Raw genomic sequence first — 18562 nt, forward strand, 5'->3', positions numbered from 1 at the left:
TGAACCTGCAATGTCCTGTTACTGCGGCCTATTTCTTCGGCTTGGCAGGCGGCGAGCGCAGGCGCGAGCGGTGGGCGTTCATGTCCAGCACCTCACCCGGGCCGTTATCGTCCCCCTGCAGCAGGCCGAGGCGGCGCGCGACTTCCTGGTATGCCTCTTCCTCACCGCCCATGTCGCGGCGGAAGCGGTCCTTGTCGAGCTTTTCGCCCGTGTTGAAATCCCACAGGCGGCAATTGTCCGGGCTGATCTCGTCGGCCAGGATCACGCGGCTGAAATCGCCATCGTAGATGCGGCCGAATTCGAGCTTGAAATCGACTAGGCGGATATCGATCGCGGCGAACATGCCGGACATGAAATCATTGATGCGGATCGCCATGGCGGCGATGTCATGCATCTCCTCATGGCTCGCCCAGTTGAAGCAGGCGATATGCTCTTCGGCCACCATCGGATCGTTCAGCTCGTCCGACTTGAGGTAATATTCGATCAGCGTGTGCGGCAGCGCCTCGCCTTCTTCCAGCCCCAGCTTCTTGGCGATGGAACCGGCGGCGACATTGCGCACCACCACTTCGAGCGGGATGATCTCGCACTGGCGAACCAACTGCTCGCGCATGTTCAACCGGCGGATGAAGTGGGTGGGGATGCCGATATGCGACAGGCGCGTGAACACATGCTCGCTGATGCGGTTGTTGATCACGCCCTTGCCGTTGATCGTGCCCTTCTTGGCCGCGTTGAAAGCGGTGGCGTCATCCTTGAAATACTGGATGATCGTGCCCGGCTCGGGGCCTTCGTACAGGATCTTGGCCTTGCCTTCGTAGATCTGGCGGCGGCGGGACATGGGCGTGACCTTCTTCAATGCGCTTCGGCGTATAAACGACAAGGCCCCGGCGGACGAAGCGCTTCGCTTCGCAAGGGCCGGGGCACTTGCGCGCGGCCTATACACCCAAGCGGTGAGGCTGGCAATTGCAGTGACCGCGTAACGCGGCTAAGCGGCGCGCAGAGAAGAATGAGGGGTCGTCCATGAACAGGCAGGTTTTGCGCAGCGGTATATCCGCCGTGGCGATGCTGGTGTCGCTACCGGTAATGGCGCAGGAGAGCGCAGGCGAAGCATCCGACGATGTGATCGTGATCGAGGCGACGATCGATGCCGCCTCCTCCGTGCTCGAATTCCCCGGCGCAGTGACGGCCGTCGATGCCGAGGCGCTGGAAGCCCGCCAGTTCCGCGACCTTACCTCGCTGTCCTATGCCGCGCCGAATGTTCAGCTGGAAACGGTGGGGACGTTCAAGGGCGTATCCAACTTCGCCATTCGCGGGCTGGGCGTGAACAGCTCGATCCCCTCGATCGACCCGGCGGTCGGCCTGTTCGTCGACGGCGTCTATATGGGCCTCAATGCCGGCAGCGTGTTCGACACGGTGGACCTCGCGCAGATTGACATCTTGCGCGGACCGCAGGGCACCTCCTTCGGGCAGAACACCACTGGCGGCGCGGTGATGGTGCAGACCGCCGATCCCACCGAGCATTGGGAAGGCTTCGCCCGGATCGGTTATGAAGGCCCGGTCGATAGTGGCCGTGGCACCGGCATGCTGACCGCGCGCGGCGCGATTTCCGGTCCGATCACCGATGGCCTGTCCTTCCGCGTTGCGGCGCTGAAGAGCGACGACAACGGCTATTTCACCAACCAGTTCGACGGCGAATCCTATGGTGCCGCCAACACCACCGTGCTGCGCGGCGGGCTGAAATACGACAAGGGCCCGCTGGAGATTACCGGCAAGCTCGAATGGATGGAGAGCACGGGCGACGGTGCGGCAACGCATAATAACGGGTTGTTCGCGCGCGACACGTTCGAAATCTCCGTCAACCAGCGCGGCTTCAACGATAGCGAGAACCTGTTCGGATCGCTGCGGGCGGAGCTCGACCTTGGCGCGGGCAAGCTGACCAATATCTTCGGCTGGCGCGATTATCGCCAGGCAACGCGCAACGACATCGATTCCTCGCCCACGCCGATCTTCCAGTCGGACACGGTGACCGAGCAGGAGCAGTGGTCGAACGAGCTGTCCTACGCGGTCGAGACCGGTCCCTTGCGCCTGGTGGCGGGCGGTTACCTGTTCCACCAGCAGATCGGCTATGACGAGCAGCGCGACCTCAGCTTCTTCGGCGCCGCGCCGCAATTTGGCGGCGGGCGGCAGGACCATGACGTCTACGGCCTGTTCGGACAGGTCGATTTCGACGTCAGCGAGATCCTCTCGCTCAAGGCCGGCCTGCGCTGGTCGCGCGAGGAAAAGGCGGCCGACATCACCTATGTCCGCACCCGGCCTGCATGTTCGGTGATCGCGGGTACCTGTCCCTTCACCGGCGAGCGTGTGCCGGGCGAAAATAACGGCTTTTCGGATGAGCGCAGCTGGGAGAATTTCTCGCCGCGCCTCGTCGCGACTTTGCGCGCGTCCGAAGATGCCAACATCTATCTGGGCTGGTCGCGCGGGCACCGTTCTGGCGGCTACAACTTCCGCATCACCCAGCCTGACGCATTCGAGGAAGTCTCGATGATGCTCGGCTCGCCCGCCTTCGATCGCGAGTTGGTGGACAGTTTCGAACTGGGCGCCAAGTGGCAGTCGCCCGACGGCCTCGTCTTCCTGCAGGGCGCACTGTTCTGGATGGAAGTCGACAATATCCAGCGCGAAGTGGTTCTGCCGAGCATTACCGCAGGCCTCGCCCAGTCGATCTACAACACCGCCGATGCGCGCATCAAAGGGCTGGAGCTGGAAGCGGCGGTTGAGCCTGCCGACGGTTTATCGCTCACCGCCAATCTCGGTTTCACCGATGCCGATTACACGCGCATTTACCAGGACCTGTCGGGCGACAATGTGATCGACGCGGCGGACCTCGCGCTCGAGCTGCCGCGCGCGCCGCGCTGGACCTATGGCGGCAGCGCGAGCTACGACGTGGCGCTGTCCGACACGAAGGTGCTGACCGCGAACATCTTCTATCAGCACCGCTCGCGCTACGCCTATACGGACAACAATTGGGGCTTCAATTACGCCTCCGACATGCTCGACGCCTCGCTGTCGGTCGGATGCACCGAATGCGGCGTGACGCTGACGGTGTTTGCGCGCAACTTGCTGGATGAGGTGCAGTTCGGTGCCGATGCGGGCCTGCCCTTCGCGGGCGGCCCATTCTCCGACGGTGACGATGCGCCCTTCGATCCCGCGCCCAATGCCGGCACCTTCTCCCCCATCAACAAGGGCCGGGTGCTGGGCGTGGAGCTGGGCTACGAGTTCTAGCTGCCGCCGGTCTTCCCGGGCCTGAGATAGACCAGCCAGTACACCAGCGCGACGAGCACGCCGCCGCCCACGACATTGCCCGCCGTCACCACGGCAAGGTTCTGCAATGCCGGGGCGAGGGCGAACTCGCCTGCATGCAGCATGCCCACCGGGATCAGGTACATATTGGCGATGGAGTGCTCGAAGCCGAGCGCGACGAAGGCGGTGATGGGGAAGAGGATCACCAGCACCTTTCCCGAAACGCTGTGCGCGGCAAAGCACATCCATACCGCCAGGCACACCAGCACATTGCACAATATCGCGCGGGCAAAGGCCTCGGTGACGGAGAGCGACAGCTTGCCCTCGGCAATCGCCACGGCAGTCGCGCCCACCGCGCCATCGCCCAGTCCCAGCGTGCCGGAGAAGTGCACCAGTGCCGCCGTTCCCAGGCTGCCGATCAGATTGCCGAGATAGACGATCCCCCAGTTCCGCAGCAGCTGCGCCAGCGTCACCTTGCCATCGGCCAGCGCCAGCACGATCAGGCTGTTGCCGGTGAACAGCTCCGCTCCCCCGACGATCACCAGAACGAGGCCGAGCGAGAAGGCCATGCCGCCCAACAATCGCGTGGGCCCGAGCCCCAGTTCGCTGCCCGTCACGGTGACGGTGTAGAACATCCCGCCAAAGGCAATGAAGGCCCCCGCCAGCACGCCCAGCGTCAGCAGCGGCCAGAAGGGCAGGGCGACCTTGCGCAAGCCCACCTCCTCCACCAGCCGCGCAATCTGCGCCGGGGCGACAACGTCGAGCGGGTGGGGCGTTTCGGGCATTAGAGAGATTCACCTCCATCGCGTGGCTCTTTCACCCTGAGTCTATTTCCATCCTTGACGATCAGTGCGCCATCTCCGGTATCCCGGATGTGACGAAGAGCCATCTTTCGGCATTGCGGGTCGACATTGATCCTTCGCTGGACCCATCTACGCCATTGAAGATCGCGGTGAGCGATCTGGTGGGCTTCTTCGATCGAGCAGCCGTTACGCAAGCGCGTTTCCTTCACAAACAGGATCCACTGCATGCCGTCTTCAGGATCGCGCGCTTCGCGCAACCTACGATAGTTATCGGCGTCAGCCTGTGCGTCTTTGTTGGCAGGAGCGCTCACCCCAAACTCTCCGGCGCGCCATCGCCATGCGGCACCGGCCCACGCTCGATAAACCGCCCCAGCGTCGCCCTTTGCACCAGCACGCTGAACAGCACGGCGGCGAAGGTGGCGGCGACGAGCAGGTCGCGCGTCTCGCCGGCGGGGAGGGAGAGGGCGAGCGCGATGGAGATACCGCCGCGCAATCCGCCCCACCATAGCACGCCCCAGGCGCCTTCCGCCTTGGGCTTCGCAGCAGGGACGACCTTGGTGGACAGCGTCACCGCGATCGCCCTTGCGCCCAAAGTGATCGGGATTGCCAGCAGCGCCAGCCAGAGGTGGCTGAGGCCGGGCACCAGCACGATCATCTCCAGCCCGATCAGCAGGAAGAGGACGGAGTTGAGCAGTTCGTCCACCACTTCCCAGAACTTGATCGTGTAATCGCGCGTCACGTCGCTCATCGCATAGGTCATGCCGTGATTGCCGATCAGGAGGCCCGCCACCGCCATCGCCAGCGGGCCGGAGATATGCAGCCAGCTGCACAGCGCATAGCCGCCCATGACCACCGCCAGCGTGATCGTCACTTCCAGCGCATATTCGTCCATCGACCGCATCGCGCGATATCCCATATAGCCGAAGATCAGGCCGATCAGGATGCCGCCGCCCGCTTCCATCACGAACAGCCGCGCGCCCTCGGCCAGGCTGAAATCCTGCCCTGTTACCGCCGCGCCCAGCAGGATCACGAAGACGACGATGCCAACGCCGTCATTGAACAAGCTCTCGCCCGCGACGGTCGCCTGCAGGCTCTCCTCCACCTTCTCCTCCTTCAGCACGCCGAGGACGGAGACGGGATCGGTGGGCGCGATCAGCGCGCCGAAGACGAAATACCAGATTGTGCCGATGGGAAGCGCCAGCAGCGTGCCCACGCCCCACATGGCGAGGCCCACCACCAGCGTGGAAATGATCACGCCGACGGTGGAGAGCAGCAGCACCGGCACCCAGTCCGCGCGCAGCCGGTCGAGATCGACATGCAGCGCGCCTGCAAACAGCAGGAAGCTGAGCATGCCGTCGAGCAGCGTGTCGGTGAAGTTCATCTCCTCCAGCAGCCGGGCGACCGTGTCGTCCATCGTCACGCCGGGGATGAAGGCATTGGCGAGCAACAGCGCCACCGCCGCCACCGCGCCCATCACGGTAAGGCCGATGACATGCGGCAGCTTGATGAAATGATGGTTGAACCAGCCCAACAGGGCGGAAGCGACCACCAGCATGGCCGCAAGGTCGAACGGGGTCAGGCCGCCAGTTTCTCCGTGCATGGGGGAGGGGATAGCGGCTGCGGGCGCGCTGGCCTAGGCCTTTACGACACCGGCACGCGCATCGAAATCGGCGCGGGCGCGTTCGATGCGGTCCATGTTCTCCTCCGCCCATAACCACACGCCGCAGAAAGCCGCGCCCAGGCTGTGGCCGAGATCGGTCAGTTCGTAATCGACATGCGGGGGGACGACGGGGTGGACGGTGCGGGTGAGCAGCCCCTCGCGCTCCATTTGCCGCAGGGTCTGTGTCAGCATCTTCTGGCTGATGTCGGGAATGCCGCGGGCGATCTGGGTGAAGCGCAGGCAGCCGCGCTCCTCCAGCTCCTCCAGCACCAGCATGGTCCACTTGTCGGCGACCTGTCCGATGATCTGCGTGACCAGCGCTTCCAGCTTGGGATCGATCTCCTCATTCGGAGGCGGCGCGGTCTCGTCGCGTATGCGTTTGGCCTCGGCGATCTCATCCCATGCGAAAGGAAGTTGGCTCATCGTATTGAAATTCCGACGCTCTCTTTTTGGTAAGTATAATTCTTTTGGGTGCCTTCTTTCATTTGGGTAGCGTTGAAGCGATCTCCTGTCCAGCACAGCATCCCAGACAGGAGACCCCCATGAAACTCACTGGAAACACCATTCTCGTCACCGGCGGCGGCTCGGGCATCGGGCAGGCGCTGGCCTGGCAATTCGCCGATCGCGGCAATGAGGTGATCGTCGCGGGCCGCACGCTGGCAAGCCTGGAGGAGACCGTCGCCGGGCGCGACAATATGTATGCCGTGGTGCTCGACGTGGCCGATGATGCGTCAGTCGCCGCCTGTGCGGAGAGGCTGGCTAGCGACTTCCCGGCGCTCAACATGCTGATCCATTCAGCGGGCATCATGCGGCGGGACGAGTTGACGGGAGATACCATCGCGATCTCGCAGCAGATCATCGACATCAACCTGCTGGGTACGATCCGCATGGTGGAGGCGCTGCTGCCGCAGCTTGAGGGCAAGGAGAATGCCGCGATCTGCACCGTCTCCAGCGGCCTTGCCTTCGCGCCACTGCCCTCGGCTCCGGCCTACAGCGCCAGCAAGGCGGCCGTGCACAGCTATTCACTGTCGCTCCGCCACCGGCTGCAGGGCGAGGTCGAGGTGATCGAGATCGCCCCGCCTGCAGTGCAGACAGGCCTCACGCCGGGGCAGGAGACGCGCGAAGGCTATATGCCGCTGGACGACTACATCGCCGAAACCATGGTGAGCTTCGAACAGCAGCCCACGCCGCGCGAAAACCTTGTCGCTAACGTCCTCCCCCTGCGCAATGCGGAGAAGGAAGGACGTATGGACGAAGTGCTGGAAATGCTCGGCAACCTCTAGGGCTGCCAGCGGACTCGGCGGCTTAAGCGCTCAGCTTGGCCGCCGTGTTCGCCACGCGCTTGCCGAGATATTTCGCGCCGTCGAGCTCGTCCTTGCTCGGCTGGCGGCTGCCGTCGGGGCCGGCGATGGTGGTGGCACCATAGGGGGAGCCGCCCTTGACCTCGTCCACGCCGTTCTGGCCGTCGAAGCCATAGTCGAGGCCGACGATGGTCATGCCGAAATGCAGCATGTTGGTGATGAGGTCGAACAGCGTCGGCACCGTGCCGCCATGCTGCGAATTGCTGGATGAGAAGGCCGCGCCGACCTTGCCGATCATCGCACCCGATGCCCACAGGCCGCCACAGGTATCGAGGAAGCTCGCCATCTGGCTGGGCATGCGGCCAAAGCGCGTCGGCGCGCCCAGGACAACGCCGTCATATCCGCCCACCGCATCGGGGCTTTCGATCACCGCATGGTCCTCGTTCACGGCGAAGCCGAAGTTCTTCACGATCTCCTCCGGCGCGGTTTCGGGGACGCGGCGGATATCCGCTTCCTGCCCGGCCTCGCGAATGCCCTCCGCGACGGCTTCGGCCATCTGCGAGTTGTGACCGTAGGAGGAGTAATAGAGAACGAGGATGCGGGCCATGGATAACCTTTCCGATAGAGCTTGCCGGGCGATGCGGCTTCGTTACAACTCCCCCTATAGGAAGAGATGGGGAGGAATGGGAAGCGTGCCCTTTGTCCGGTAGTCTGAATGCAGGCACCGCAAAGGGGTTCCACGGCGGCCCGACATGACAGCATGAGCGATAGCGCTAACGAAACGCCCGAAGCGGGCGACGAGCAGGCAACCGGCGAAAGCGCCGAGAGCAATGCCTATTGGGCAGCGAACCTGAAATTGCTGGGGGTGCTGATGGCGATCTGGTTCGTGGTCAGCTTCGGTGCGGGGATCCTGCTGCGCGACTGGCTGGACCAGTTCATGCTGGGCGGATATCCGCTGGGCTTCTGGTTCGCGCAGCAGGGATCGATCTACGTCTTCATCGCGCTGATCTTCTATTACAGCTTCGCCATGCGCCGCCTCGAGCGCAAATACGACCTCGAGGACTGAGGCGATGGACAGACATCTCTTGGTCGTCATCCCCGCGAAGGCGGGGATCCAGGGCGAGCTTCGCACACTGTCGGCACTGGATTCCCGCCTTCGCGGGAATGACGGGGTGGGGGTGTAGGCCATGGAAACGCAGACCCTGATCTACCTCTTCGTGGGCCTCAGCTTCGCGCTCTATATCGGTATCGCGATCTGGAGCCGCGCGGGTTCGACTTCGGAGTTCTATGTCGCGGGCGGAGGGGTGAACCCGGTGGTCAACGGCATGGCCACCGCCGCCGACTGGATGAGCGCGGCGAGCTTCATCTCCATGGCCGGGATCATCGCCTTTTCGGGCTATGACGGCAGCGTCTACCTGATGGGCTGGACCGGCGGCTATGTGATGCTGGCGCTGCTGCTGGCGCCTTACCTGAGGAAATTCGGCGAGTTCACCGTGCCCGATTTCATCGGCGCGCGGTATTATTCCAAGGCTGCGCGCGTGGTGGCGGTGGTGTGCCTGATCTTCATCAGCTTCACCTATATCGCCGGGCAGATGCGCGGGGTGGGGATCGTCTTCTCGCGCTTCCTCGATGTCGATGTGACGCTGGGTGTGATCATCGGCATGGCGATCGTCTTCGTCTATGCGGTGATGGGGGGCATGAAGGGCATCACCTATACGCAGGTTGCGCAATATTGCGTGCTGATCTTCGCCTATCTGGTGCCCGCATTCTTCATCAGCTTCATCGTCACCGGCAATGCCATCCCGCAGATCGGGCTGGGGAGCCGGGTGGAGGATGGATCGGGCCTGTTCGTGCTGCAGAAGCTGGACCTGGTGCTGCAGGACATGGGCTTTGGCGCCTATACCGATGGCAGCAAGTCGATGATCGACGTGTTCTGCATCACCGCCGCGCTGATGATCGGCACGGCGGGCCTGCCGCATGTGATCGTGCGCTTCTTCACCGTGCCCAAGGCATCGGATGCGCGGCGAAGCGCGGGCTGGGCGCTGATCTTCATCGCTTTGCTCTATACCACCGCGCCAGCCGTGGGCGCCTTCGCGCGGCTCAACTTCATCGATACGGTGAACGACAAGGAATATTCCGAGGCACCGGAGTGGTTCACCAATTGGGAGGATAACGGCCTCATCGCCTTCCGCGACCGCAATGGCGATGGCGTGATGCAATATCGCAGCGGCGATGCCATCGTCGGCGCGCCCATCTTCCTTGAGGAGCGCGGAGCCTCGGGCGAGCGGCTGACCGAGAATGCCACGCCTCCGGGTGAGAACGAGGTCTATGTCGATCGCGACATCATGGTGCTCGCCAATCCGGAAATCGCCAGGCTCCCCGGCTGGGTGATCGCGCTGGTGGCGGCTGGCGGGCTGGCGGCGGCTTTATCGACCGCGGCGGGGCTGCTGTTGGTGATCTCGGCGTCGGTGAGCCACGACCTGCTCAAACGGACTTTCCGGCCCAACATCACCGAAAAGGGAGAGCTGCTGGCCGCGCGCATCGCGGCCACGGCGGCGATCCTGGTGGCGGGCTATCTCGGGGTCTATCCGCCCGGATGGGTGGCACAGGTGGTGGCCTTCGCCTTCGGCCTTGCCGCCGCTTCGCTGTTCCCGGCGATCTTCATGGGCATCTTCACCAAGTGGATGAACCGCGAAGGCGCGATTGCGGGCATGGTGGCGGGCCTTGGCTTCACCTTCCTCTATATCGCCTGGTTCAAGTTGTGGTCGCCCGAGAGCAATGTGGAAGCGAACTGGCTGTTCGGCATTTCGCCCGAGGGGATCGGGGTGGTCGGCATGGTGATCAACTTCGCCGTCGCGATAGGTGTGGCGAAGCTGACCGCGCCGGTGCCCCCCGATGTGCGACGGCTGGTGGCGACCATTCGCGTGCCGAAGGGAGCGGAAACCCCGCATATGCACTAAGCGCCACTGCGGCTTTGACCGCAGCGCTCAAGTGGGTAGAGTGCCGCGCATCACCTATCGCGCGGCCTTTTCCCGACGTGGCGGCATTCCGGCCGTCTGTCCCCGCGTGCCATTGCCCTGACAGGACCATGCCTATGCCCACCCATGCCGACCTTGCCGCCAAGCTGCTTCAGGATGCCGCCGGCTTCTTTCGCGATGTGGGTCAGCAAAATCCCGGCGTGAGCGAGCAGATGAACCAGAATGCCGAGATGTTCGAGCAGGTCGCCCAGCTGGTCGCGAGCGATCCGATGGGAGAGCTGCCGCTGCCCCCGGAAGGCGAAGCGCCGCTGTAATAATGGGGCGATCAGGCGGACTTGCGCTGGTCCGGTTCGGTGTCGTCCGCCTGCGGATGGCTGGCGAGATCGCTTGAAGACAGCTTTTGCGGGCGTCCGAAGAGGTAGCCCTGCGCCTCGTGGCAGTTCTCCTGCCGCAGCAGCTCGAGGTCTTCTTCAGTCTCCACGCCTTCCGCCAGCACCGGCAGGTTGAGGCTGCGGCCAAGGCCCAGCACCGCCTTCACGATATTGCGCGAATGGCTGTCCTTCTTCACGCCCATCAGGAAGGAGCGGTCGATCTTGATCTTGTCGAAGGCGAAAGAGCTGAGCGTATCGAGCGACGAATAGCCGGTGCCGAAATCGTCGATCGCCACCGATACGCCGAGGTTCTTGATCCGCCGCAGGTTGTGCAGCGCGCGCAGCTTGTCGGAGATGATCGCGCTTTCGGTGATCTCGATTTCCAGCCGGCTGGGTGACAGGCCGGCATCGAGCAGCGCCTCGGTCACGATATCGGGCAGGTTGGGCTGCACCAGCTGCACGGGCGAGACATTGACGGCCACCTTGTACGGATTGGCCCAGCTTGCCGCCTCGCGGCAGACGCGGCGCAGCACCCACTCGCCGATCGGCAGGATCAGTCCGCTTTCCTCTGCCGGGCCGATGAATTCGGTGGGCGGGATTTCACCCAGCGTTGCATGGTTCCAGCGCAGCAGCGCCTCATAACCCAGCACGCGGCCGTCGCTGACCGCACATTGCACCTGGTAGACGATGTCGAACTCGTTGCGATCCATCGCCAGCCGCAAATCGGCCTGCAGGCTGCGCCGCTCGCGCATCTCCTCGTCCATTTCGGGCAGGAAGCGCGACCAGCTGCGCAAGGGGCTGGCCTTGGCGCGATACATGGCCAGATCGGCATTGATCATCAACTCGCGCCCTGTCGCCCCGTCTTCGGGGTAGAGCGCGAGGCCGATACTGCCCGCGCAATCGATGGATTCGGCTAGCACGCTGTCATCCATGTTGACGGAGAAGTTGAGCGCTTCGCTCAGCACATCGGCGATGTCGTCAATGGTTGCACCATCGCCGAGGCTGACGAAGACGGCGAATTCATCGCCGCCCAGCCGCGCGCCATTGCCGCGGCCAGCCAGCGCCTTTTCGAGCCGCATGGCCACATCGCGCAGCACGAAATCGCCTGCACTGTGGCCATGAGTGTCATTGATTTCCTTGAAGTTGTCGAGATCCAGGATGGCGACGGCAAGCGCTTCGTCACGCATGCGGGCGCGAGTCAGCGCCTCGTCCATCAACTCGTAGAAGCGCTCGCGATTAGGCAGGCCGGTGAGCGAATCATGCGTCGCCATATATTCCAGCCGCTTGGCCGATTTCTGCCGCTCCGTAACGTCATCGATGGTCACCACCCAGCCGCCATCGTCAAGCTGCCTGGCGGCGAGCGAATGAACCATGTCATTGTCGCTTTCGGCGATGATGGGGTGCTGGTCGTCGGCGCTGAGCAGGTCCTGGTAGATGATCCTCGCCGACCTGATGCTGCTTTCGAAGTGGTCGGCCGGCACTGCACGGCCCAGCGTGTTGGCACAGATATCGCGTATGTTCATGCCCGCTTTCAGCGTGTCGCTGTCGAGGCCGTAGAGTTCGTGCACGCGGCGATTATGCAGCACCAGCCGCCGATTGGCGTCGAGTACCAGCAGGCCCTGCTGCATGTTGTCGAGAGCAAGGTCGAGCTGGTCGCGTACCTGCTTGATGGCGGAAATGTCGCGGGTGATCTTGGCATAGCCATGCAGCTTGCCCCGCTCGTTCAGGATCGGCTCGATGGTGATGCTGGCAAAGAAGGTGCTGCCATCCTTACGCACGCGCTCGCCGAAATCGCGAAAGACGCCATCCTTGCGTGCCTGTGCGAGGACCCGGTCTGCGCGGCCCCTGTCGATGTCATGTGGAAGGTAGAAGCGCGAGAAGTGCTCCCCGATGATCTCTGCCGCCTTGTACTGCTTCAGATGGGCGGCACCCTCGTTCCAGGTCATGACCCGGCCCCCGGGATCGAGCATGTAGATCGCGGTGTCCTTCACCCCGTCCATCAGCAGGCGCAATTCGCGCAGCCGCGCGCGCTCCTGCCTGTCCTTGCGCCTGCCCAGCAGCAGCAGAGTGCCCGTCCAGCCCGTTATCACCAGCGCGACGATGCCGAGGATGATCGCCAGGACGACATGCGAAACGGCCACGCCCGAGGCGGGGCCTGCGGCGATGCTGGTGAGCTTCATCGCTTCCATGCCGAAGAAGTGCAGAGCCAGCACCGATCCGGCCAGAAGTACGCTGCCGGCCAGCAGCGTTCCGCGCCGAGCCCGCGGCCTCAAGATCAGGATGAAGGCGGGGATGGCCAGCGCGGATCCGGCGATCACCGAGAGCGCCGCCAGCGGCATGTTCCAGGCCACGTGATGTGGCATGACCAGGGCATTCATACCAATGTAGTGCAGCGCAGCTGTGCTGAGCGCGATGCCGAATCCAGCAAGGCCCGCGCGCAAATCGTTCAGTTTGGTCCTGACGATAGCCAGGGAGAGCCAGGCCCCGGCGATCCCGGCGAGTAGGGAGAGGACCGTCAGGCCAAGCAGGAAGCGGATCGATCCCGGGCTTTGGTAACCCAGCATGGCCACGAAATGCGTGGTCCAGAAACCCATGCCGATCACCAGGGTGGAACAGGCCAGCCACCAGCCGCGTTCGCCTTCCTCGGCGCGAACGGCATTGCGCAGCACGGTCACCGCGCCCAGCGCGGTGACAAGGCAAATCAAGCCGCCGGCCAGTGCCAGCCATAGGTTGTGATCATGCGACATCTGGATACGGTCTCGTAACGAGACCGAACCTAGTTTGCCGGGGTGTGCAATTGGTTAAGCGCCATTAGGGATTGGCGTGAAGGGGCGGGGGAACATTTGGCCGGTGCGGGCCCTTTCCCCACCGCCCGCAGTGGTGCCCAGGGGCGGAGTCGAACCACCGACACGACGATTTTCAGTCGTCTGCTCTACCACTGAGCTACCCGGGCATCGCTGCGGCGACGATCCTTGCGAAAAGGACCGGCGGGCGATTGGAAGCGGCCCTATGGCGAAGCCTCCGCCGCTTGGCAAGGGGCTTTTCAATCCTCTTGCGCGATATCCTCGGGATTCACTCGTTCGCCAGGCACGGTATAGCTGTCATTGAACCAGCGCGCGAGGTCGCGATCCTTGCAGCGCGCTGAGCAGAAGGGCGCGAATTCCTGGCTGCGCGGCTTCTTGCAGATCGGACAGGCTTTGACCTTGGGCGTGTTCATGCGGACACCGCCTGCGCGAATCCCGCTGCGAGCGCAAGGGCGGGATCGGCCTGGGTGCGGACCTGCCGGCCGGTGCGGCGGGCGAGTTCCTCCAGCCATTCCTCCCGCAGCGCTGCCAGCACGGCGGGATGGGCGGTGAGCAGGATCACACCCGGATCGCCCACGTCTTCCGCCCGACGCAGCAACAGGCGCGCCGCCGCCGCGCTGCGCTGGAAATGCGTGCGGTGGAGCAGAGAGGGCCCTTCCATGCGCGCCACCAGCTGCACGAAGCCGAAACCGTTCATAGCGGTGCGCTCATGGTCCCAATCGGCCAGCGCCACGCCGAGCGCGCTATCGATGGGTTTACGGTCTTCCTTCGCCTGCAAGGTGGGGAAATCGACGCCGATCACCCCGCCCAGGCTCCAGCGCATGATCGCGCGGGCCAGCGGCTCGACGGCGGCTAGCGCCAACTCGCGCGGGGGCAGCTGTCCGTCCACGTCCACCAGCACCATGGCCGGTGTAGGGCTGAAATGGAGCGACCCGCCGGGAAAATCGACAGTGCCGCTCAAGCATTCGTCCAGCACCTCTTCCCATAAATCATCGGGGAAGCGGCGGACGAGCTTGCCGCCCAGCCGTTCGGCCAGCGTGGGCGCGGGGCAAAGGGGCGCATCGGTCGGGCGCGCATGGGCGAGTTTGCGTCGCTTTGCTTCTCCCACCGCGCCGCGCATGATCTCGAAGCGCATTTGCGATCCTTCGGCGGCATCGCGGGGCAGGCGGTCGACCAACGCCTCTTCGCCGTTCTCGAAACGCGCCTGTCCACGCGGCGAGCCCTTGCGGCGGGAGGTCAGCACGCCTTCGAGAATGGCGCCCGCGGTCAATTCACCGGGCCATTGCAAGCGCGCGGCGATTGCATGGCCGTTTTCGACCAGAAGTGCGCGCTCCTCGCCGATCCCGTCCTCGATCAGCCACTCAGCCAATGTCGAACCCCGCCGCTTTCAGCAGCGCGCGCGTTTCATAAAGGGGAAGGCCGACCACTCCCGAATGGCTGCCCTGGATCCAGGCGATCAGTCCTTCGGCGCGGCCCTGTATCGCATAGCCGCCCGCCTTGCCGTGCCATTCGTCGCTGGCGATGTAAGCGTCGATCTCTTCGGCTGAGAGGCGCTTGAAACGCACCTGAGTCTCGCTCAGCCGCTCGCGCAAGGTTCCGTCGGGGGAGAGGAGGGCGAGGGCGGAGAGAACGCGGTGGCGGCGGCCGGAAACCAGCTCCAGGCACTCGCGCGCAGTCGCCTCGTCCTCCGCCTTGGGCAGGATGCGCCGCCCGCAGGCCACCACCGTGTCGCCCGCCAGCACGTGGCCGGATGGATCGGCTGCGGCCTGTGCCTTCTCGCGCGCCATGCGCGTGGCATAGGCGCGCGGTACTTCGGTCTTGTGCGGGGTTTCGTCGATATCGGCAGGCGCGACGGCATCGGGTTCAATGCCCAGCCGCGCGATCAGCTCGCGACGACGCGGGCTCGCCGAAGCGAGGATCAGGCGTCGAGTCTGGGATGAGGGCGGGGTCATGCCCGCACCTTCGGTCAGGATTGCGGACCGGGGCCGCCGCGTCCCGGCATGAAGCGATAGGTGATGCGCGCCTTGGTCAGGTCATAGGGGGTGAGTTCGCACAGCACCTCGTCCCCCACCAGCACGCGAATGCGGTTCTTGCGCATGCGGCCGGCCGTGTGGCCCAGCACTTCGTGGCCGTTTTCAAGCTCAACCCGGAACATCGCGTTCGGCAGCAATTCCACCACCTTGCCGCGCATTTCGAGGAGTTCTTCTTTCGCCATCGAGTTGTCTGATCCGTATGCAGTTGTGTCTTGGCGGCGCGCTTTAGCCGCGCGCGGGGAAAAAGGGAAGCGCCTGCGTGACATGGGGCCGATTCACCCTTCGGTAATACATGCGACAGGCGCGATACATGTGCGACACTTTATTACCCTGAGAGCAGTTGCTGACAGGTGCACACCCGGCACATATGCGCTGCCGGTGGGACCGGACAATTGCTTGTAATGGAGTGTCGACTTGCGTCTTTCCAGTTCCGTTAGCCTGACTGCCCTGACAGCCGCCCTTATCATGCTTCCCGCACTGCCCGCCGCCGCGCAGGATGGCGAGGCAGCGCCCGTGGCGCAGCAGGGCGGTGATACTCCGGCAGACTCCACCGTTCCGGAGGAGCAATTCGACGAGGATACGATCGTCGTCCTTGGCGCCCTGTCGCTGGGTGCGGTCGAAGCCGCGCAGCCGCCGGTGCTGGAACTGGGCGAGGAAGATATCGCCGCCTATGGCGTCGGCTCGATCGCAGAGCTGATCCAGCAGCTGGGACCGCAGGTCACCAGTGCGCGCGGGCGCGGCGGCGGGGGCTTTCCCGTTATCCTGGTGAACGGCGTGCGCATCTCCTCCTTCCGTGAAATGCGCAGCTATCCGCCCGAAGCGATCGAGAAGTTCGAGGTCTTCCCCGAGGAAGTGGCGCTGCAATACGGCTATTCGCCGGACCAGCGGGTGGTGAACATCATCCTCAAGGACAATTTCTCCAGCCGCGAGATCGAGCTGGAATATGGCCAGCCCTTCGATGGTGGCTATTCGACGCAGGAGGTGGAGGGCACATACCTGCGTATCGACGGTCCCTCGCGCCTCAACGTCAATGTCGAGTGGAACAATTCCAGCTCGCTGACGGAGGCGGATCGCGGCGTCGTCCAGTCCTTCGTCCCGACATTCGCCACCGATCCCGATCCGGCGCTTTACCGCAGCCTCGTGAGCGATACCGCGGGCCTCGAAGGCACGATCAACTGGTCGACCACCTTGGGCGCTGGCAATTCGCTGTCGGTCAATGCGACCTATGAGCGCGAGGACAGCCTGCGCCTGCAAGGGCTCGATTCCGTCACATTGTTCGATCCGGTCGGCGAGAGGGCCTTCCGCACCTTCAACGCCGCCGATCCGCTGACGGTGGACAACCGCAACCAGAGCTACTCCACCGGCAGCACGCTCAATCTGGGCCTGGGCGATTGGGAAGTGACGGGGACGGTCGATGCCACCCTGTCCAAACTGCGGACCCTCACCGCGCGTCGCGTCGATACTTCTGCGCTGGTGGCCGATGCGGCGGCGGGTACGCTGGCGCTCGATGGCGACCTTGGCAGTTTTACCGACGCCGGTTTCGACGAGGCGCTGACCGATACATATACGGTGAATGCGTTGGCGACGGGACGGACCAATCCGTTCGTCATGCCTGCGGGCGACGTCTCGCTGACGCTGAGTTCGGGCGCGCGCTGGAATGGCATCGACAGTTCGGACACACGCAATCCCGGCGTGGAGACCGAGCTGTCGCGCACGCGCCTGTTCGGCAGCGTCAATGTCGGCATCCCGCTGACCAGCCGCGACGAGGAATTCCTCGGCTTTATCGGCGATCTCAGCCTCAATCTCAGCGCGCGGGTGGACGACCTTTCGGACTTCGGCACGCTGTATGACTGGAATTCGACGCTGGTCTGGGGCGTGACCGACAGCCTGACTTTCAACGCCACCTATATCAACCGCGACGAAGCGCCTTCGCTCTCCATGCTCGGCAGCCCGGAAGTCGCCACGCCCAACGTGTCGATCTTCGACCTGGTGAACAATGAGACGGTGCTGGCGACCGTGATCACCGGCGGCAATGCCTTCCTGCCCGCGCAGAACCAGAGCGACTGGAAGATCGGACTGCAATGGCAGCTACCCATCCTCGACCAGGCCAGTTTTTCGGTCGACTATATCGACAATAGCAGCACTGATGTCGCTTCCGGCTTCCCTTTGCTGACCGAGGATATCGAGGCGGCCTTCCCCGATCGCTTCGTCCGCGACGGATCGGGCACGCTGGTGCAGCTGGACCAGCGTCCGGTGACTTTCGCGCGCGAGGACCAGCGGCGGCTGCAATTCGGGCTCAACCTGTCGGGTCAGATCGGCGGGGGCGGCGATGACAATGCCGCTTCCGGCGGTGGAGCGGCAGTGGGTGGCCCGGTCGGCGGACCCGTTGGCGGCCAAGGCGGCGCGCAATTTGGCGGGCAGGGTGGTCCGCCCGCAGGATTCCGCCCCGATCCCGAGCGCTTTGCCCAGATGCGCGCGACCTTCTGCGAGGCGGAGCCCGACGTGCTGCGCGGCCAGATGAATGCGGTGATCGCGGCCGCCGCCAATGGCGAGGACCCGCCGGTGGGCGAGGACGGCCAGCCGATCAACCTGCCGCCGCAAATGCTTGAACGGCTGGCAGGCGAAGACGGCGTGATCGACGAAGCGGAATTCGCCACGATGCGCGAACGGATCTGTTCCGCCGACGGCCCGCCGCAATTCGCTGGCGGTGCGCCCGGTGCAGGCGGCCGGCCGCAGGGCGCCCCCGAGGGCGGCCCACCTGCCGGTGCGCGCGGCGGTGGCCGTGGCGGCCCTCCCGGCCTGCCTTTCGGTCGTGGCGGCCCCGGCGGCGGTGGCGGTCGCTGGTTCGTCAACCTCCAGTACAATTACGAGCTGCAGAACGAGGTGCTGATCGCCGACGGCCTGCCGCTGCTCGACCTGCTGGATGGTGACGGCAACCAGTCGCGCCACAGCGCGGACTTGCGCGTAGGCACCTTCTATAACGGCTTCGGCATGATCTGGAGCGGGCGCTATACCGGCTCTGCCACGCTCGACGGGTCGGGTGACCCGGGCAGCACGGACCTGACCTTCAACGACTATGTCACTTTCGATGTGCGCGCTTTTGCGGACCTCGGCCAGCGCGAGAAGCTGGTGGAAGCCGTGCCTTTCCTCAAGGGATCGCGCATCGGCATCGCCGTGGACAATATCTTCGATGCCCGCCAGCGCGTGACGGACAGCACCGGCAGCGTGCCGATCCGCTACCAGCCCTTCCTGATCGATCCGACCGGGCGCAGCTTCGAGATCGAATTCCGGAAGCTCTTCTAACACCTCCTCATTGCG

At 64.2% G+C, this 18562-nt stretch carries 17 protein-coding genes and 1 tRNA gene; 6 read left to right on the forward strand and 12 right to left on the reverse strand.

All coding sequences use genetic code 11. The features are described 5' to 3' along the window. Window positions 1–28: 28 nt before the first annotated feature. Window positions 29–835 (reverse strand): phosphoribosylaminoimidazolesuccinocarboxamide synthase, encoded by an 807-nt coding sequence (gene purC, locus E5222_RS04610; RefSeq protein ID WP_136692517.1) that lies wholly within the window; start codon window positions 833–835, stop codon window positions 29–31. A gap of 182 nt (window positions 836–1017) precedes the next feature. Between purC and E5222_RS04615 the strand changes: the two genes are divergently transcribed. Next, window positions 1018–3276 carry a TonB-dependent receptor gene (locus tag E5222_RS04615; RefSeq protein ID WP_136692518.1) on the forward strand — a complete coding sequence of 753 codons (2259 nt, stop codon included), beginning with the start codon at window positions 1018–1020 and terminating at the stop codon, window positions 3274–3276. Here E5222_RS04615 and E5222_RS04620 read toward each other — a convergent pair. Genes E5222_RS04620 through E5222_RS04635 form a run of 4 tightly spaced genes read right to left on the reverse strand, consistent with a single transcriptional unit; the run spans window position 3273 to window position 6180 of the window. Then, window positions 3273–4079 carry a formate/nitrite transporter family protein gene (locus E5222_RS04620; protein ID WP_136692519.1) on the reverse strand — a complete coding sequence of 269 codons (807 nt, stop codon included), beginning with the start codon at window positions 4077–4079 and terminating at the stop codon, window positions 3273–3275. The genes E5222_RS04615 and E5222_RS04620 overlap by 4 nt on opposite strands. Further along, the gene (locus E5222_RS04625) at window positions 4079–4408 is read right to left on the reverse strand and encodes a hypothetical protein (RefSeq protein ID WP_246021541.1); all 330 of its coding nucleotides are present in this window, start codon (window positions 4406–4408) and stop codon (window positions 4079–4081) included. The genes E5222_RS04620 and E5222_RS04625 overlap by 1 nt, the downstream gene beginning before the upstream one ends. Continuing rightward, the gene (locus E5222_RS04630; RefSeq protein ID WP_136692520.1) at window positions 4405–5697 is read right to left on the reverse strand and encodes a cation:proton antiporter; all 1293 of its coding nucleotides are present in this window, start codon (window positions 5695–5697) and stop codon (window positions 4405–4407) included. The genes E5222_RS04625 and E5222_RS04630 overlap by 4 nt, the downstream gene beginning before the upstream one ends. A 33-nt stretch (window positions 5698–5730) precedes the next feature. Continuing rightward, window positions 5731–6180 carry a winged helix-turn-helix transcriptional regulator gene (locus tag E5222_RS04635; protein WP_136692521.1) on the reverse strand — a complete coding sequence of 150 codons (450 nt, stop codon included), beginning with the start codon at window positions 6178–6180 and terminating at the stop codon, window positions 5731–5733. Window positions 6181–6299: 119 nt separating this feature from the next. Here E5222_RS04635 and E5222_RS04640 point away from each other — a divergent pair, with 119 nt between their 5' ends. Then, complete coding sequence (locus tag E5222_RS04640) at window positions 6300–7040, forward strand: SDR family oxidoreductase (protein WP_136692522.1); 741 nt, start codon at window positions 6300–6302, stop codon at window positions 7038–7040. Between the two features lie 22 nt (window positions 7041–7062). Here E5222_RS04640 and wrbA read toward each other — a convergent pair whose 3' ends face one another. After that, window positions 7063–7665, reverse strand: coding sequence for an NAD(P)H:quinone oxidoreductase (gene wrbA, locus E5222_RS04645; protein WP_136692523.1), 603 nt, complete (start codon window positions 7663–7665; stop codon window positions 7063–7065). A gap of 153 nt (window positions 7666–7818) precedes the next feature. Here wrbA and E5222_RS04650 point away from each other — a divergent pair, with 153 nt between their 5' ends. From E5222_RS04650 to E5222_RS04660, 3 genes are all read left to right on the forward strand, one after another. Then, a complete protein-coding gene (locus tag E5222_RS04650; protein ID WP_136692524.1) occupies window positions 7819–8124 on the forward strand; it encodes a DUF4212 domain-containing protein in 306 nt (101 codons plus the stop codon). 121 nt (window positions 8125–8245) lie between these two features. Continuing rightward, entirely contained in the window at window positions 8246–10018 is a 1773-nt protein-coding gene (locus E5222_RS04655; protein ID WP_136692525.1) for a sodium:solute symporter family protein, read from the forward strand. Between the two features lie 128 nt (window positions 10019–10146). Next, window positions 10147–10350, forward strand: coding sequence for a hypothetical protein (locus E5222_RS04660; protein WP_211196087.1), 204 nt, complete (start codon window positions 10147–10149; stop codon window positions 10348–10350). Between the two features lie 11 nt (window positions 10351–10361). Here the strand turns inward: E5222_RS04660 and E5222_RS04665 are convergent, their stop codons facing one another. The 6 genes from E5222_RS04665 to infA form a co-directional block, all read right to left on the reverse strand. Continuing rightward, the gene (locus E5222_RS04665; RefSeq protein WP_136692527.1) at window positions 10362–13154 is read right to left on the reverse strand and encodes a bifunctional diguanylate cyclase/phosphodiesterase; all 2793 of its coding nucleotides are present in this window, start codon (window positions 13152–13154) and stop codon (window positions 10362–10364) included. A 131-nt stretch (window positions 13155–13285) separates the two neighbouring features. Then, window positions 13286–13360, reverse strand: a tRNA-Phe gene (locus tag E5222_RS04670). Window positions 13361–13450: 90 nt separating this feature from the next. After that, window positions 13451–13624, reverse strand: a complete 174-nt coding sequence (locus tag E5222_RS04675) for a DNA gyrase inhibitor YacG (RefSeq protein WP_136692528.1) — start codon at window positions 13622–13624, stop codon at window positions 13451–13453. Next, window positions 13621–14580 (reverse strand): Rne/Rng family ribonuclease, encoded by a 960-nt coding sequence (locus E5222_RS04680; protein ID WP_136692529.1) that lies wholly within the window; start codon window positions 14578–14580, stop codon window positions 13621–13623. The genes E5222_RS04675 and E5222_RS04680 overlap by 4 nt, the downstream gene beginning before the upstream one ends. After that, the gene (locus tag E5222_RS04685; RefSeq protein ID WP_136692531.1) at window positions 14573–15163 is read right to left on the reverse strand and encodes a Maf family protein; all 591 of its coding nucleotides are present in this window, start codon (window positions 15161–15163) and stop codon (window positions 14573–14575) included. The genes E5222_RS04680 and E5222_RS04685 overlap by 8 nt, the downstream gene beginning before the upstream one ends. A 14-nt stretch (window positions 15164–15177) precedes the next feature. Then, window positions 15178–15426: a translation initiation factor IF-1 gene (infA, locus tag E5222_RS04690; RefSeq protein ID WP_136692532.1), complete on the reverse strand. Its 249-nt coding sequence runs from the start codon at window positions 15424–15426 to the stop codon at window positions 15178–15180. Window positions 15427–15709: 283 nt separating this feature from the next. Here infA and E5222_RS04695 point away from each other — a divergent pair, with 283 nt between their 5' ends. Continuing rightward, window positions 15710–18547 carry a TonB-dependent receptor gene (locus E5222_RS04695; RefSeq protein ID WP_136692533.1) on the forward strand — a complete coding sequence of 946 codons (2838 nt, stop codon included), beginning with the start codon at window positions 15710–15712 and terminating at the stop codon, window positions 18545–18547. Window positions 18548–18562: the final 15 nt, after the last annotated feature.

Origin of the sequence: Alteraurantiacibacter aquimixticola (assembly GCF_004965515.1) — a bacterium.
Taxonomy (GTDB): domain Bacteria; phylum Pseudomonadota; class Alphaproteobacteria; order Sphingomonadales; family Sphingomonadaceae; genus Alteraurantiacibacter; species Alteraurantiacibacter aquimixticola.

What these genes read in the sequence shown, in the direction of transcription:
- purC (WP_136692517.1), bottom strand. Translation starts at nt 835, where the DNA reads ATGTCCCGCCGCCGCCAGATCTACGAAGGCAAGGCCAAGATCCTGTAC.
- E5222_RS04615 (WP_136692518.1), top strand. Translation starts at nt 1,018, where the DNA reads ATGAACAGGCAGGTTTTGCGCAGCGGTATATCCGCCGTGGCGATGCTG.
- E5222_RS04620 (WP_136692519.1), bottom strand. Translation starts at nt 4,079, where the DNA reads ATGCCCGAAACGCCCCACCCGCTCGACGTTGTCGCCCCGGCGCAGATT.
- E5222_RS04630 (WP_136692520.1), bottom strand. Translation starts at nt 5,697, where the DNA reads ATGCACGGAGAAACTGGCGGCCTGACCCCGTTCGACCTTGCGGCCATG.
- E5222_RS04635 (WP_136692521.1), bottom strand. Translation starts at nt 6,180, where the DNA reads ATGAGCCAACTTCCTTTCGCATGGGATGAGATCGCCGAGGCCAAACGC.
- E5222_RS04640 (WP_136692522.1), top strand. Translation starts at nt 6,300, where the DNA reads ATGAAACTCACTGGAAACACCATTCTCGTCACCGGCGGCGGCTCGGGC.
- wrbA (WP_136692523.1), bottom strand. Translation starts at nt 7,665, where the DNA reads ATGGCCCGCATCCTCGTTCTCTATTACTCCTCCTACGGTCACAACTCG.
- E5222_RS04650 (WP_136692524.1), top strand. Translation starts at nt 7,819, where the DNA reads ATGAGCGATAGCGCTAACGAAACGCCCGAAGCGGGCGACGAGCAGGCA.
- E5222_RS04655 (WP_136692525.1), top strand. Translation starts at nt 8,246, where the DNA reads ATGGAAACGCAGACCCTGATCTACCTCTTCGTGGGCCTCAGCTTCGCG.
- E5222_RS04660 (WP_211196087.1), top strand. Translation starts at nt 10,147, where the DNA reads ATGCCTATGCCCACCCATGCCGACCTTGCCGCCAAGCTGCTTCAGGAT.
- E5222_RS04665 (WP_136692527.1), bottom strand. Translation starts at nt 13,154, where the DNA reads ATGTCGCATGATCACAACCTATGGCTGGCACTGGCCGGCGGCTTGATT.
- E5222_RS04675 (WP_136692528.1), bottom strand. Translation starts at nt 13,624, where the DNA reads ATGAACACGCCCAAGGTCAAAGCCTGTCCGATCTGCAAGAAGCCGCGC.
- E5222_RS04685 (WP_136692531.1), bottom strand. Translation starts at nt 15,163, where the DNA reads ATGACCCCGCCCTCATCCCAGACTCGACGCCTGATCCTCGCTTCGGCG.
- infA (WP_136692532.1), bottom strand. Translation starts at nt 15,426, where the DNA reads ATGGCGAAAGAAGAACTCCTCGAAATGCGCGGCAAGGTGGTGGAATTG.
- E5222_RS04695 (WP_136692533.1), top strand. Translation starts at nt 15,710, where the DNA reads ATGCTTCCCGCACTGCCCGCCGCCGCGCAGGATGGCGAGGCAGCGCCC.